Source organism: Streptomyces sp. NPDC048696 (genome assembly GCF_043198895.1).
Lineage (GTDB): Bacteria > Actinomycetota > Actinomycetes > Streptomycetales > Streptomycetaceae > Streptomyces.
In genome coordinates this window covers 142,739-156,444 of sequence record NZ_JBICVJ010000006.1, presented here as the reverse complement: position 1 = coordinate 156,444, position 13,706 = coordinate 142,739, and the positions used below count along the sequence as shown (strand labels likewise).

14 protein-coding genes are annotated in these 13,706 nt (G+C 68.8%); 3 read left to right on the top strand and 11 right to left on the bottom strand.

What is annotated here, in order from left to right; genetic code table 11:
• Nucleotides 1-6: 6 nt before the first annotated feature.
• From ACGFRG_RS14625 to ACGFRG_RS14595, 7 genes are all read right to left on the bottom strand, one after another.
• Nucleotides 7-1,071, bottom strand: coding sequence for an acyl-CoA desaturase (locus ACGFRG_RS14625; protein WP_361424898.1), 1,065 nt, complete (start codon nt 1,069-1,071; stop codon nt 7-9).
• A 17-nt stretch (nt 1,072-1,088) separates the two neighbouring features.
• Nucleotides 1,089-2,177 (bottom strand): ferredoxin reductase, encoded by a 1,089-nt coding sequence (locus ACGFRG_RS14620; RefSeq protein WP_361424895.1) that lies wholly within the window; start codon nt 2,175-2,177, stop codon nt 1,089-1,091.
• A 718-nt stretch (nt 2,178-2,895) separates the two neighbouring features.
• Complete coding sequence (locus tag ACGFRG_RS14615) at nt 2,896-3,948, bottom strand: diacylglycerol/lipid kinase family protein (RefSeq protein ID WP_393263928.1); 1,053 nt, start codon at nt 3,946-3,948, stop codon at nt 2,896-2,898.
• Nucleotides 3,949-4,077: 129 nt separating this feature from the next.
• Entirely contained in the window at nt 4,078-4,416 is a 339-nt protein-coding gene (locus ACGFRG_RS14610) for an STAS domain-containing protein (protein ID WP_393264400.1), read from the bottom strand.
• Between the two features lie 487 nt (nt 4,417-4,903).
• The gene (locus ACGFRG_RS14605; protein ID WP_361424886.1) at nt 4,904-5,176 is read right to left on the bottom strand and encodes a hypothetical protein; all 273 of its coding nucleotides are present in this window, start codon (nt 5,174-5,176) and stop codon (nt 4,904-4,906) included.
• Between the two features lie 112 nt (nt 5,177-5,288).
• Nucleotides 5,289-5,519, bottom strand: a complete 231-nt coding sequence (locus ACGFRG_RS14600) for a hypothetical protein (RefSeq protein ID WP_361424883.1) — start codon at nt 5,517-5,519, stop codon at nt 5,289-5,291.
• Nucleotides 5,520-5,524: 5 nt separating this feature from the next.
• Nucleotides 5,525-6,097 (bottom strand): DUF5994 family protein, encoded by a 573-nt coding sequence (locus tag ACGFRG_RS14595; protein WP_361424880.1) that lies wholly within the window; start codon nt 6,095-6,097, stop codon nt 5,525-5,527.
• 319 nt (nt 6,098-6,416) lie between these two features.
• Between ACGFRG_RS14595 and ACGFRG_RS14590 the strand changes: the two genes are divergently transcribed.
• On the top strand, nt 6,417-6,899 hold the full coding sequence (locus ACGFRG_RS14590) for a DUF5994 family protein (protein ID WP_361424877.1): 483 nt from the start codon (nt 6,417-6,419) through the stop codon (nt 6,897-6,899).
• Nucleotides 6,900-7,453: 554 nt separating this feature from the next.
• Here ACGFRG_RS14590 and ACGFRG_RS14585 read toward each other — a convergent pair.
• Genes ACGFRG_RS14585 through ACGFRG_RS14570 form a run of 4 tightly spaced genes read right to left on the bottom strand, consistent with a single transcriptional unit; the run spans nt 7,454 to nt 11,549 of the window.
• Nucleotides 7,454-8,185 carry an ANTAR domain-containing protein gene (locus ACGFRG_RS14585; RefSeq protein ID WP_393263925.1) on the bottom strand — a complete coding sequence of 244 codons (732 nt, stop codon included), beginning with the start codon at nt 8,183-8,185 and terminating at the stop codon, nt 7,454-7,456.
• Between the two features lie 11 nt (nt 8,186-8,196).
• Entirely contained in the window at nt 8,197-9,060 is an 864-nt protein-coding gene (locus ACGFRG_RS14580) for a GAF domain-containing protein (protein WP_393263923.1), read from the bottom strand.
• A gap of 24 nt (nt 9,061-9,084) precedes the next feature.
• Nucleotides 9,085-10,950: a CheR family methyltransferase gene (locus ACGFRG_RS14575; protein ID WP_393263921.1), complete on the bottom strand. Its 1,866-nt coding sequence runs from the start codon at nt 10,948-10,950 to the stop codon at nt 9,085-9,087.
• Nucleotides 10,950-11,549 carry a chemotaxis protein CheB gene (locus ACGFRG_RS14570; RefSeq protein ID WP_393263919.1) on the bottom strand — a complete coding sequence of 200 codons (600 nt, stop codon included), beginning with the start codon at nt 11,547-11,549 and terminating at the stop codon, nt 10,950-10,952. Before ACGFRG_RS14570 ends, ACGFRG_RS14575 begins: the two co-directional genes overlap by 1 nt.
• 894 nt (nt 11,550-12,443) lie before the next feature.
• Here ACGFRG_RS14570 and ACGFRG_RS14565 point away from each other — a divergent pair.
• Nucleotides 12,444-12,749, top strand: a complete 306-nt coding sequence (locus ACGFRG_RS14565) for an STAS domain-containing protein (protein WP_393263917.1) — start codon at nt 12,444-12,446, stop codon at nt 12,747-12,749.
• A 470-nt stretch (nt 12,750-13,219) separates the two neighbouring features.
• Entirely contained in the window at nt 13,220-13,669 is a 450-nt protein-coding gene (locus ACGFRG_RS14560; protein WP_361424859.1) for an STAS domain-containing protein, read from the top strand.
• Nucleotides 13,670-13,706: the final 37 nt, after the last annotated feature.

Below are 13,706 nucleotides of genomic sequence, written 5' to 3'. Positions count from 1 at the left end.
TGTGGTTCAGCGGCCCGGTACGGCGAAGCGCAGGATGCGGATCCAGGTGGAGGCGTACTGCCGCCACAGGGGGCCGATGGTGTACGGGACGCCGTACTTGTCGCAGAGTTCGCGCACGCGCGGGGCGATCTCGGCGTAGCGGTTGCTGGGCAGGTCGGGGAAGGCGTGGTGCTCGATCTGGTGGCCGAGGTTGCCGCTGAGGACGTGGAAGAGGGGTCCGCCTTCGATGTTGGCCGAGCCCTGGATCTGCCGCAGGTACCAGCCGCCGCGCGTCTCACCGTCGAGGTGTTCTTCGGTGAAGGTCCGGACGCCTTCGGGGAAGTGCCCGCAGAAGATGATGGTGTGCGACCAGAGGTTCCGGACAGTGTTGGCGGTGAGGTTGCCGAGCAGGCAGGGCAGGGCGGAGGGGCCGGCCAGGAGCGGGAAGAGGACGTAGTCCTTGGCGAGTTGGCGGGTCGCCTTGGTCAGGAACCCTGTCAGGTCGGTGCGGAAGACACGCCAGGACTTGCCGCCCGCGGCGACCGCGTCCGGCTCCAGGTCGTACAGCGCGATGCCCCACTCGAAGAAGGGCGCGAGCAGGAAGTTGTAGAGGGGTTGGGCGAGATGGCGCGGACGCCAGGGCTGGTCGGCGCTCATCCGGAAGACGATGTAGCCGAGGTCGCGGTCGCGGCCGACGACATTGGTCCAGGTGTGGTGCAGGTGGTTGTGGGTGCGCTTCCAGGCCCCGGCAGGCGTGAGGAAGTCCCACTCCCAGGTGGCCGAGTGGATCGCCGGGTCACCCATCCAGTCCCACTGGCCGTGCAGGATGTTGTGGCCCAGTTCCATGTTCTCCAGGATCTTGGCGACGGAGAGCATGGCGGCGCCCGCCACCCACGCGGGCGGGAACAGCGAGACGGCGAGAGCCACCCTGCCGCCCGCCTCCAGGCCCCGCTGCGTGGCGATCACGGTACGGACGTAGCGGGCATCGTCGGCGCCGCGCGTGGCGATGATCTCGGCACGGATCCGGTCGAGTTCCTTGCCGAATTCTTCGTCGAGGACGGCCTCGGCGATCTCGTTCGCGATGACGGTCACGGGTACTCCTTGCGTGCCTAGGCTTCAAGGGCGAGCGGTCCGGCCGCCGCCGTGACACAGGTCTGGATCAACTGACCGGTCCGGTCATGGAGTTCGCCGGTACGCAGGTCGCGCACACGACCGTACGCGAGCGGGGTGAGACAGCCGAAGCAGATGCCGCGGCGGCATCCGTACGCCATCGGCACGCCCGCCGCCTCACCGACGGCCAGGAGCGGGGTGGACGCGTCTGCGTCGGCTTCGACACCGGTCCGGGTGAACAGGACACGGTCGCCGGGAGCTTCTGTCGGGCCGTGCTGCGGGAACGGGGCGAGACGGAAGCGTTCCAGGTGGAGCCGGTCGCCGAGACGTACCCGGTTCCAGAGGTCCTCGATCGCGTCGAGCAGGCCCTGGGGGCCGCAGACCCAGGTTTCGCGCTCGCCCCAGTCGGGGCAGAGGCGAGCCACGTCATCCGGGGTGATCCTGTCGAGCGCACGGGTGTGGTGTTCGACGTAGGTCAGCCAGGTCACCTTGCCCTGGGCCTCGCGGAGTTCCGGACCGAAGATGCTGTCCGCGGCACTGGGTGCGCTGTGGACCAGTACGACATCGGGGTGCGGCGGCTGGTGACCCATGAGCGTGCGGAGCATGGCCATGACCGGGGTGATGCCGCTGCCCGCGGTGACCATCAGGATGCGGGGCGGGAGGGGGTCCGGCAGGACGAACTCGCCCTGGGCAGGCCCGAGTCGGAGCAGCGCACCCGACCGAGTCCGGTGCGCCAGCCTCGGTGAGACCCTGCCGCCGGGCACCGCCTTCACAGTGATCGCCAGGAGTCCGCCCGCCGGGCTCGGTGGGGACGTGAGGGAGTACGTGCGCCAGTGCCATACGCCGTCCACCTCGACGCCGATCGGGATGTACTGGCCCGCGCGGTGGCCCGACCAGCCGCGGCCTGGCCGGATGGTGAGCGTGGCGGCGTCGGCGGTCTCCCGGTGCACCGCCATCACGCGCCCCGCCGGATGGCGGCCGCCGAGCAGCGGGTCGATCAGAGCGAGATAGTCGTCCGGGGCGAGCGGGCTGGTCAGCCAGCGAGCAGCGTCCAGCAGCCTGCCGACCGGGCCCGGTAGCTGAGGCATGCACCGAATCCCCTCGTCGCACTCCACTACGGATGATGTGTACGTCGAGTCGTCCCGGGCCCGGCTGAAGCCACGTAACCACGGCCGGATGAATGGATGTTGGGCCGGCAGGTGCAATCCCGCCACGCTCGTTCTGCACCTTCCATCGCGCACACCCCGAACGGCAGGGCGATCTGCGGAGACGAGCTGGGGCACACCAAACGAAAATGACCGGATGGCGATGCCCCACCCCGCAGCTGCACCACACCAACTGGCGCCCTGTAGACGGTAGTTGGCCTTTCACTCTGCCGAGGCAACCGGACGGGCTCCGGCGCCCGGCCTCCATCTACCTGTGCGCCACCGTGCTGTGGCCCCAGTCGCGGACTGCTACATACACGTCTCACTGGGGAGTTGGCAGGTAGACGGTGAGCGCGCGCGGGGTCTTGCTGAGGATGAGGGTGTCGGAGGCGGGGCTCACTTCGCCGTCCCGGGTGTAGTCGCCCTCCTTGCCCGCACCGTCGATGCGCAGTCGGGTCGCGGTGGCTTCCCGGTAGACGCGGGAGCGGGCGAGGGTGCCGGTGAGGAAGGCCGCGACGAGGCGGGTGCGGGCGAGGGGGTGCCTGCCGTCGACGATGCGCAGGTCGAGCAGTCCGTCGTCGAGGCTGCGCCGGTATGAGGGGGCGAAGCCCGGCGGGTCGTAGCGGCTGTTGCCGGCGAAGAGCAGCCACAGCCGCCGGGGCTATCCGTCGACGCTGACCTCGATGGGGGTGCCGTCGGCGAGGACCCGGAACAGACCCACGGCCAGCGCGGGCCACTTCCCCATGGATGCCTCGCGGGATTCGCGGGCCCGGACGAGTTCGGGGTAGACGCCGATGCTGAAGGTGTTGAGGAAGTACGTGTCGGGGCCGTCACCGGTGACCCTGCCCAGGTCGACGGCTCCGCCGGTGCCCTCCTCCACGGCGTCGGCGGTGTCCTTCAGGGTCGGCAGTCCGAGGTCGGTGGCGAAGTGGTTGAGGGTACCGGCGGGGAACACGGCGAGCGGCAGGTGGCTGTCGGCAGCCAGGACGGCCGCGGCGTTGACCGTGCCGTCGCCGCCGACGACGCCGAGTGCACCGCCACGGGCATGGATGTCCGCGGCGGCCTGCTGAAGCACGGTGTGCAGGTCGTCGCCGCTCTCACAGATCCGCAGCTCCGCCTTCGGCAGGAGAACCTGTAATTCGGCTTCGGCCGGGACGTCGCCGCCGGCATCGCTGTTGACGACGGCGATCAGGCCCTCGCCCGCCGGTAGCGCGGGGACGGGCACGTTCGCCCGCGCGGTGTCGGCGGGCCTGTCGCGGCGCAGGGGCCACCAGTGACAGGTCGCCACCGCGATTGCGGCACCGATCGTGAAGTCCACGAGGACGCGGCCGGGAGCGTACGTGCCCGAGCGAACGCGGGAGGCGGCGGCCACCAGCGCGACGGGGACTAGGACGGCGCCCAGCCGGGGCGACTCCACGGCGACAGCGGCCGCGAAGGCGGCGATGCCCGCGGTGCGGCCGGACGACAACGCCCCGGTCTGCGGCTGCCGGAGCTGCCCGCTCGTGCCGAGCGCCTTGGCGGAGATGCGGATGGCGGCGCAGGTCAGGACGGACGAGCCGGCGCTGCGCAGAGCGGCTCGGCGGACAGCGCGGCGGCCCGTCAAACCCGTCGCGGCCGCGACGGCCGGACGCAGCACGCCCTGGCGGACGGCACGGCCTACGTACGGCAGTACGCGGTCGACGAATCGCACGTCGAATGTACGGAGGTCTCCCATGCCTGCCGAGTACCCGAGGCATTGATGAACACTCGGGCCGACCGACGGCATCTGCACCCCCGGTCGGGGCGTTCGGGAGCCAGGAGGCGGACCATGACGCCAACGCACGTACGGCGAAAAGGCCATGGCTTAGGCCGCTTCGCGGAGATCCGGGCTGGTCGCCTCGGTAGCCGAAGTCCTGGCCGGCGTGTCGAGAGCCGGAAGGACCTGGAGGAGCCGGATCAACCCGCTGGTGCCGAGGGCCTCGGCAGCGGCGGGGCTCAGGGCGACAAGGCGCAGGCTGCCGCCGTAGGAGCGGGCCCGGCGGGCGGTGGCGATGATCAGCCCGAGGCCCAGGGCGTCGCAGGAGGTGACGCCCGACAGGTCGAGGACCAACCGGGTTCCAGGGCCGTGGGACACGCGCAGCAGGCGCTCGCGCAGCCCTGGAACAGTGGCGAGGCCAAGGCTTCCGCTGACCACGACGATCACCTGGTCCGCATGAACACCGGTGGGCGCGGGCTGCCTGTCCGGAACGGACACAGGCAGCGACGGCGAGGAGTGGCCGCTCCGTACAGGCACACGTGTACCCGCCGTCTCAGGGGGCGAGCGGAGCGCGTTTGCGGGGATGAGAGAAGTTCTGGCACCTCTGGACACCGTGCGCCTCCTCGGAGCGGATCCTCACGCTGCCGGGGACTGGGGCCGTGCCGACAGCCTAGTCCCGCCCCTGCGCCGCGAACAGCCCAAGCCACGTAGCGGTAGGTTGACACCGACCAACTCGGCAGCGGTCACACCTCTCCCTGCCGCGGGCCGCGTCCCAGTCCGAGCACTACGGCGATGCGGTGAAGGACTCGGATCGTCTCGAATCCGGCTGCGGCCCAGGCCTCGTGTCGCTTCGCGTGCGGGCACCGGGGCGACGACCACGACCGTCCACGGCCGAGAGGGTTCCACTGACCACACGCCCTGGCGACGCCTCGGCTCAGCCGCGCTCCTCTTCTTCGGCCTCCATGAGCCGGATTCCTTGGTGGGTCAGTGTGACCATCGCGGGTATGTTGCCCGGGTCCCAGTCGACGGTGATCAGGCCCTCACCCGCCAGGTAGGTGCAGGCAGCGGCCAGATCCTGCTCCGGGACCTGGAGGGTGCTGCAGATCATTGCGCCGGTCACGCCGAGAAGGCGATTGCCCTCGGTGGCTTCGTACAGGGCCCGTAGAACCTGCTCACGGTAGGTCTTCCGCTCGCGCAGTGTCGCCATGACCGCGTCCTCTCGTGCGTGGAGTGGTTGACTGGGCACCGAGGCGGAAGGCCGACGGGCGGGATGCCTGAGGCGTCCCACTCGCTGCCCCCGGCCGGGATGGCGCTCTGGGTCATAGGCCTGTGCCGCTGCGGTCGGCGCGAGCGGTGGTGTCGGTCGGTCGACCGGGGGCTGTCGGTGTGTGCCTGTGGTGCTTCCTACTTCGTCGGCCGACGCCCGGCAGCACGTCGCCGAAGTGGTAGGACGCGATCCGCGCGTTGTGCTGGGCATTGAGCAGTTGGATGAGGAGCACTCCCAGGCCGGTCAGGACAATGATCGCCGCGATGAGAACGATGGTCTCCATGTTCCTCACCTCCACGCGTCCGTGGACGGAGGGCCGAACCGGCATCCCATCGGGTACCCGGAGGGGGACATGCACGCGCCGCCTTCGGTCTCCCAGGCGTCTTCCCTGCCCCGGGCTTCGACGGCACTGCCGGTCACGGCTTCGGCGGTCAGCAATGCGCCGGCGGTGAGGACGCTCCCTGGGATCGCGGCGGCGGACATCAGCCGAGCCGCGGCGGCCGGCTCGGTCTCCGGCGGGATCACGAGAAGGTCCCAGCGGCCGACCCTGCGGGAGAGCAGGATCAGTTTGTCGGGGTCCTGCTCGGTGAACCAGCCCACGTGCACGGTGTGCCCGGTGACGGGCACCCTGTGCGGGATCACGGGCCAGTGAGTGGGGTTCACCGTGACGCGAGCGATGCGCCCCCAGGTCTCGTCCAGGGCGTCGAGGAGTGTCGGAAGTTCTGCGTCGAGGTTGCGGGAGCGGGGCCACCAGGCGCCGTCGAGCTGGCCGGCGAGTGTGGTCTTGGGTGTGAGGGACAGCCGTGCCGGAAGCGGTGGGGCAAGGATGCGGGCTGCTGTGCTGTCGACGGTGATGGTCATGACGCGGACCTGCCCCCGGGCCCGTCTGCGACAGCCCGGTTCTTATGATCGCCGGAAACGACGTCCGCGTGGGAGCGGGCGTACGAAATGCTCCCGGTTCCCTCACTCTACTCCGGTCCAAGGCTCCCGAAGCAGCCGTGCGACCAGGCGTTTTCCGGGAGGTGGCGGGCAATCCCGAACGGGCGGTGCCGAGCCTCACGGCAGGCACCGGGAGTACCGTGATTCAAGGGCGGCATTTCACCGGCCACCATCGCGGCGCCGACGTCAGTACAGGCGGAGGACGATGTGTCGCCGCACCTCACGGGCAGGCGAACCGATCATGGCTGAATCCGACACCCCCACTCCTGCGAAGCTGCTTCCGGACGCCATTCACCAGGCGGTGAAACCCGGAACGGCCCTCCTCCGGCTGGAGACGACGCAGTCCCGTGAAGGACTCCTGGACGGCGCGTGGTGGCCTCGATCCCGTGACGTCGCGGCAGAGCTGCCGGCTCTGATCACCGCTCTCACCGAGCACCTCGGCCCCATCACCCGCGTGGGCCTGGACGCCACCGCCTGGAACGAAATCCCGACGCGCCTGGTGATCGACGACCGGGTCGTACACCTCGACTCCTTCCCGGTCGGTGACGACACCGTCCTCATCACCCGCGGTCACAACGACCACTTCGCGCTGCTCGTGGTCCCCCCGCACACGAGCGTCGAGGCCGCGCGCACCGCCATGGCCCGTGCGGTCCGCGCCGACAACACCACGCAGGCCGCACAAATCCTCGTTGCCACCGCCCCCTCCGAGCAGCCGGCTCCCTGATACCCGCCGAGCCGCTCCGGCCAGAATGCAAGCGTGTGGCACGGCCGGTGCCGGCGTAGAGGTCTTGGATGGCCGCGGTGGCGCATGCCCATCCGGTGGCGTCCTCGGCCGAGAGGACGTGTCCGCCCCAGACCGCGCCGAGTACGAAACCCGGCCAGTTCCGGGATATGCCAGAGCCATGTTCCCTGGGAGCGAGGAGAGTGGAGAAACGGACCCCACGGTCCTCCAACCCCAGGGACTGGCCTGACCAACTCGCCCTCACAAGAGCAGCGCAGGGCCATCGCAGACATCGTGACCGCGGTACACGACGGCCGGCAACGGCGCGTCAGCATCCTGCGCGACCTCTTCGTCACCGAGGCCGACCTGCCCTCTCTCATGGCACTGCGCCAAGCCCTCACCAACGACGTTGCGCGGCAGCACCCCTGCCGACCCGGGGGACATACCCGGCTCGTGCGTCAGCCGTCGTACGCCGCTCCCGTCGGCCGTTCCGGCAGGGCGAGGCCCGCCCTTGCCGGCCCCGGCGCCGCGGGATCAGAGCTCGTCGCCTGCGGCCTTCAAGGGCCCGGCCACTCCGGAATCGGGCGCCCCTCGACGACATCGCGGGCTACTTCCGCGATCTTCAGGTGACGGGACCGTGTGTACCGGCGCAACAGGTCGAAGACCGTGTCCATGGGGAGACCCATGCGCGTGGCGAGGATGCCCTTGGCCTGTTCGATGACGATCCGGCTGGTCAGAGCGTGTTCCAGCTGAGCGCTCAGGGTGCGGCTCCTGACCAGCTCCCGTTCCCTCACCAGAGCGACTGTGGCAGCATCGGCCAGCGACTGCCCCAGGGCGAGGGCATCCGCAGAAAGCGGGATCGATGTGATGCGCAGCAGGACGAGTGCACCCACCAACTCGTCGTGCCATCGCAGGGGCAGCGCCGCGACCCCCGTGAATCCCAGAGCCCGCGCTCGTACGGAATACTGCGGCCAGCGCCGCCGGGCCCGTGCCTCTTCGAGAACGGTGTCGGGCAGGGGCTCACCCGCACGGTGACAGTCGTGGCCGGGGCCCTCCTGCCAACCGGCGGCATCCAGTTCCAACCGTTCCACACCCGGATCCGAGGCTCCCGCCCGGACGCCTTTGTGTGCGTCGGTGGCGACGAGCGCTGCCCCCGCGGCGTCGGCGCCCAGCAATTCAACGCTGCGGTGCGCCAGCATGGTCAGGAAGTCCGTGGTGTCAAAAGCATCGCCCCGGGACTGGGCGAGCATCACGAAGGTATCGGCCAGTCGCTGGTCCGGCGTGGGCATCGAGCTTCCCCTCAGTAGTGGAGCTTCAAATCTCCGGACACGATTTTGCGCGCCACCGACTCCGGGGACTCTCCCCAGCTGAAGGCCCGCGCCTTGATGAGCGATAGCGCATTGTCGAGCGAGCAGTTGATCTGCGCGGAGAGCATCCCGGCAGCTTGGTGCACCACCGCCCGGTGGTCCGTCTCGCCGTACAGGTCGGGGTCGGCATCCGGGCCGAGGAGCATGCTCTCGGCCAGGGCATCGGCCACCTTGCCGAAGACCCCGCACTCGGCGAGGCCGGGCCGGGGATCGAAGACCGTGAGCGCCCCGACGCAACCGTCCTGCGACTTCAGTGGCAGTGCGATCACCGAGGCAAGTCCCAGCTCGGCGAGACCTGCGCCGTAGCCCGGCCAGCGCTCCTCCATCGCGAGTCCCGAAGCGCACACCGTCCGACGGCTCCCGGCGGCGTCCCGGGCGGGCCCCATGTTGAGTACGAACTCCAAGTCCTGTGCGTTTCGGGCGAGTTGGTCGGATGCGGCCAACGCGAGCTGGGCCATGTCGGCCCCGACCAGAGTGAGAGCGGCACTGGAAGTGCCGCAGGTTTCCGCAACGGCTGCCATGAACTGATGGCGGGCGCCGCTCCCCGCCGACCGGTCCGCCAGTCCGTAGGCGTACTTCTTCTGGAGCTGCGCCGCGATGTGATGTCGCTCGGCGATCCTGCGGTGCGTGGCCGCCATGGTCACATGGAACTCGCGTCCCGTTTCCGCCGCCAGCCGCTCGTGCCGCTCGGCGGACATCCTCTGGCGCGCTGCCCGTTCGGTAGCAAGAGCGGCTCGCCGCAGCGCGATACCGATCTGCCCGTCTGCCGGGTGTGAACTCCCGCCCTGTGCGGTCATGTTCTCAGCGTACGGCTTCCGGCGTCAGCCGCCGCCCTCGTTCCCGATGTCTTCCATCAGGAGGACGACGCCTCCGTTGTGGCCGTCGAACGGGGAGCAGACCACGGCACAGTTGATGCTTCTGCCGATGCGATTGACGGCGGGAACATTTACCGGCCCCGCACGTTTGCCCGATGCGATGCACTGCTGGATGACGTCACGCAGTTCAGCGGTGGGCAAGCCGAAGTCCAGCGCGAAGAAGTGCACGTCGTGCACTTCGTCCGCGCGCAGCCCCCAAAGGTCGACCGCCCCCCGGTTCCAGCTCTTCACCTTCATGTCCGCGGACAGCACCACCACGCCTGCCGCGATGCTGCCGACCACGCCTTCCAGGAATGCCCTCGCCTCGTCGAGATCCTCGGTACGCAGCCGCATCTCGTCATTCATGGTCTCAAGCTCTTCGTTGCCCGACTGAAGTTCCTCGTTGGTCGTCTCCAACTCCTCATTGGTCGACTGGAGTTCCTCGTTGGTCGTCTCCAACTCCTCGATGCTCGACTGGAGTTCCTCGTTGGTGGTCTCCAACTCCTCATTCGTCGACTGGAGTTCCTCGTACGCCGTCTCAAGCTCCTCGCGGACGCGCTTGACCTCGGCCTTGAGCTGGGTGGCCAGCGTGACATCGGTGAACGTGACGTTGATGGCGACCGGCAGGCCGGGGCCGTTGGGGATCGGCTGGATGAGGATGTCGAAGTACTGGACCTCGTCACCCATGCGCCGTTCGGCGCCGTGGACCCGCAACGTCCGGCGCTCGTGCGTGGCCTGGTCGATCAGGGAACGGAGCTCGGTGGGCCGGTAGGAGAGTTCAAGGTCCTGGAAGGGACGGCCCACATCATTGACCGTGAGGCCGAAGTGGGAGCGCGCCTGACTGTTGATCATCACGACGACTCCCTCTGCGTCCAGGGCCACGGCGGCACCGGGAGTCGCGTCGAGGATCAGGTCGCGCAGCTGCCGGACGCGGGTCGCCGTCTGCATCTCCATGCCCATGCCGGCTCTGATCTTCACCGGCGCCGCGATGTACGGCGGACTGCTCTCACCGGGGCGCCGCCGGAAGATCCGCTGGCGGATGCTGATCGCCTCGAACCGGTCGCCGTCATTCAGCAGCATCTCGGCCTTGCCGAGGAAGAGGAAGCCGCTCTCGCGCAGGGCGAAGTGGAAGCGGTCGATGATCTGGCTCTGCGCCTCCACGTTGAAGTACATCAGGGTGTTGCGGCAGACGAGGAGGTCGAGCCGGGAGATCGGGGCGTCGCGGGTGATGTCGTGCCGACCGAAGATCACCCGCCGCCGCAGGTCGGGACGGAAGAGGTACTGGGTACCGCTCAGTTCGAAGTACTTGTCGCGCAGCTCCGCGGAGAGCGATTCCAGGGACTTGGCCGGGTACAGCCCCGCGCGAGCCTGGCGCAGCGCCTCCTCGTCGACGTCCGTGGCGTAGATCTTGACGCGATTCAAGCTTTCGTCGACACCGAGTGCCTCCGCAAACATGATCGCAAGTGAGTACGCCTCCTCACCGCTGGAACAACCGGCGCTCCACACCCGGATCTCGTCGTCGGGGGCAACGTTGGTGATCACCTCCGGCACGACCTCGCGCTGGAGCAGAGTCCACGCTTCCGAGTCGCGGAAGACCGAAGTGACGTTGATCAGAATGGTGTTGAACAGGGTGCGGAACTCATCGGCATCCGTCTCCAGGAGGTCCTGGTAGTCCGCGTAGTCGTGGACACCGGCATCCCCCATCCGCTTGCGGATCCGACGGCTGAGCGTGGAGCGCTTGTAACCGGTGAAGTCGAACCCGCGGGCATCGCGAATGAAGCAGAGCAGGTCCTCCAGACCTTGATCTGTCTCGGTCGCTGCCGACTCGCCCATCACTGCCTCTCGGTCTCGACAAGTCCACGGATGACCGTGGCGATCTCCTCAAGGGGCAGCACGAAGTCAACGGCCCCCGTCCCCACCGCCGCCTCGGGCATCCCCTTGAATTCCGCGGTCCCGGGATCCTGGGCGATCACCGTGCCGCCCCGCGACTTCACCGCGTCCACCCCCATCGCGCCGTCACTGCCGGTGCCCGTCAGCACACAGGCGATGGCTCGCGGCCCATAGGCGCCGGCCACCGATTCGAAAAGGAGGTCGGCAGAGGGACGCAGGAAGTGGACGAGTTCACTCCGGGACAATGACAGGGTGCCTTCCGGCCCGACGAGGAGGTGCCGGTCGGGCGGGGCCACATAGACGACCCCCGGCTCCGCGTGCTCCCCGTCCTCCGCCAGCTTGACGGGCAGGGACATCCGGCGGGCCAGCACCTCGGCGATAACGGTCCTGTGCCGCGGATCGAGGTGCTGGACGATCAGCACGGGTACGGGAAAATCGGCTCCGAGCGCGCCCAGGAGTACACCGAGACCATGGATACCCCCGGCCGAGGACGCGACGGCAACGATGTCGTACCGCTCCGCCGGGTACTGTTCTGCTGCCACACACCGAGCGTAGCGGACCCCGGGGCTCTCACCCTGATCGTGGAGACCGGTTGTCAGCGGTGGTGATCGACGTGGCTGATCCCTGTTCGTAGATGACGGGCGCAAGGTATCCGATCGCGGTGCGCCCGCACGTCGCCGCCCGCCACCCCGAGGCTCGTGGCGAGTCCGCTCGCGTCGTTGCGCCAGTGCCAGCGTCAACGCGCTCCATTGTGCGAGGCGCGGTCATGCGGCCGCGGGCGCGGGGATACAAGGCTCCCCTCCTCGCATCCCCGCGCTGGGTCCTTGGGGGCAGCCGGGGTGCGGGAGTGCCCCGGTCACGTCTGCCGCAAGGACCGGGGGGCTGGAGCTGCGTTGTCGGCAATGCGGCCCCAGCCGGGCCTCGACGATGATGCGGGCTCAGGGCTGGGAGCCGGGGCCGGGCACGACCGGCGCGATGGCGATTGGTGCGCGCGGACGTGTTCAGCCTGATGCCCAGGGTAGAAGGGGCGTTCGGACCGTGGAAGGCCATGTCCGGCCACCTTGGGTGTCCGGTCCAAGCACGGCACCTGCCGACCGGACGAGGACTTTCGAGGACCGCCTCCCCTCATGGCACGCCCCGTTCGCGTACGCCTGTACCCGGAGACATACGGCCGTTCACTCTTGAGGGTGAACGCTTACCTGCTTGCACGTTTCTTCTCCTTTGTCTGTTTATAAGGTGCTGAACGCATCACCCCAGACACCTGGTGGCTGCACCCGATGACCGTGAACTCCCGCTCTTGCGGGGGACGTTGTGGGTGGGGAGCTACTGTGGGAAGCATCGTTCAGCCGGGTTTACCGGAACCCGTTCCTCTCGTCGCTGGGCACTCTCCACAGGTGTTGGGTGGCGCGCGTAACTGTCTGATGCAGGGATCCACCGTGGTCGAGATGTACGGAGAGATCGATCTGACCACCGCTGCGGCAGTCCAGGCGCCCCTCGATGTCGCGACTGCCCTGCCGGGAGCCCGGCTGATCGTGGATTTGCGGGCGGTGGTCTTCTTCGACTGCGCCGCCCTGACACTGCTGCACAGGGCACACCGCCGGGTGAGCGAGTGCGGTGGTGCGCTGGGGCTGGTCTGTGTCCGGCCATGGCACCGGAAGATCCTGGCCGCAGGCGGCGTCACTCCCTTGGTTTCGATGTTCGCCACGGTGCAGGAGGCGCTCGTCGTGCCCCGGCCCGGCTGAGCCCCCTCCTCCAGCGGCCCACGGAAGCTGCGCAGTACCACTTCCAAGGCGTATCGGCCCGGTCGGAGCGCGCCGGAACCCGCGAACGTCGGCGCCGAGCAGCCCCGCGCCTCAATTCCCTTACTCCGACGGCATATAGGGCGTGGCGTTGCCGAAACCGTCACTGCTCAGGGTCTATGGGAGCAGTCCTGGCGAGGACAGCCGGGACTATGCTGTTGCGTGGACGTCCCAGACCCCGGCGGACATGTTGCTGCTCCGAACTGAGGCTCGGGGAGCGGACCCTTCGTCCGGTCGCCGACGCATCTCCTGAAGTGAATCGTGCGGGTCCCGCTTCCAGTACACGGGTTGTCGGACCAGCCGCCGGTCCGCTTCCGCCGTTAGCGCACCCCTGTCGACAGCGTGCCAAGAGCGGCCGCGAGTCCGGCTTCGCCGCTTGGCGTTGCCCGGCGGGTCTACCGAACCGAGGCGTCATGCCCCTGCCCCAGCTGAACGTCTACCGCCACGACAGAAGGCAACGGTCACTGATCACCCTGGCAGGCGAGATCGACCTGGACACCGTCCCGCAGGTGCGCGAGGCCCTCGAACAGTGCCTGCGCGACGGCATCCGTACGATCGACGTCGACCTCACCCCGCTCACCTTCTGCGACGTGAGCGGGCTCAATGCCTTCCTCTGCGCGGCGCAGCGGACCACCTCGCTCGGCGGATCCCTGCGGCTGCACCATCCGCCACCCATGCTGGCTTCGATGGTCGGGATCACGAGCACCGAATTCCTCTTCCTGGAGGGTCCGTTCGTACAGCAATCCCCTCCTCTTGGGGACAGTCCCCTCGCCGCGACACCGGTTTCGCCACCCACAGCGTGCCGCGGAGCGCTGCGCCGGCTCGCGCCCTTGGGACCTTGCGTCACGGATGGTGTGCTGTGAGCCGTCGGCCCCGGGCGGAACAAGCCCACAGGCCCAG

Coding starts and splice junctions, on each gene's coding strand:
- ACGFRG_RS14620 (WP_361424895.1), bottom strand. CDS start 2,177: ATGCCTCAGCTACCGGGCCCGGTCGGCAGGCTGCTGGACGCTGCTCGC.
- ACGFRG_RS14560 (WP_361424859.1), top strand. CDS start 13,220: ATGCCCCTGCCCCAGCTGAACGTCTACCGCCACGACAGAAGGCAACGG.
- ACGFRG_RS14575 (WP_393263921.1), bottom strand. CDS start 10,950: ATGGGCGAGTCGGCAGCGACCGAGACAGATCAAGGTCTGGAGGACCTG.
- ACGFRG_RS14615 (WP_393263928.1), bottom strand. CDS start 3,948: ATGGGAGACCTCCGTACATTCGACGTGCGATTCGTCGACCGCGTACTG.
- ACGFRG_RS14605 (WP_361424886.1), bottom strand. CDS start 5,176: ATGGCGACACTGCGCGAGCGGAAGACCTACCGTGAGCAGGTTCTACGG.
- ACGFRG_RS14585 (WP_393263925.1), bottom strand. CDS start 8,185: ATGCCCACGCCGGACCAGCGACTGGCCGATACCTTCGTGATGCTCGCC.
- ACGFRG_RS14595 (WP_361424880.1), bottom strand. CDS start 6,097: ATGACCATCACCGTCGACAGCACAGCAGCCCGCATCCTTGCCCCACCG.
- ACGFRG_RS14600 (WP_361424883.1), bottom strand. CDS start 5,519: ATGGAGACCATCGTTCTCATCGCGGCGATCATTGTCCTGACCGGCCTG.
- ACGFRG_RS14580 (WP_393263923.1), bottom strand. CDS start 9,060: ATGACCGCACAGGGCGGGAGTTCACACCCGGCAGACGGGCAGATCGGT.
- ACGFRG_RS14590 (WP_361424877.1), top strand. CDS start 6,417: ATGGCTGAATCCGACACCCCCACTCCTGCGAAGCTGCTTCCGGACGCC.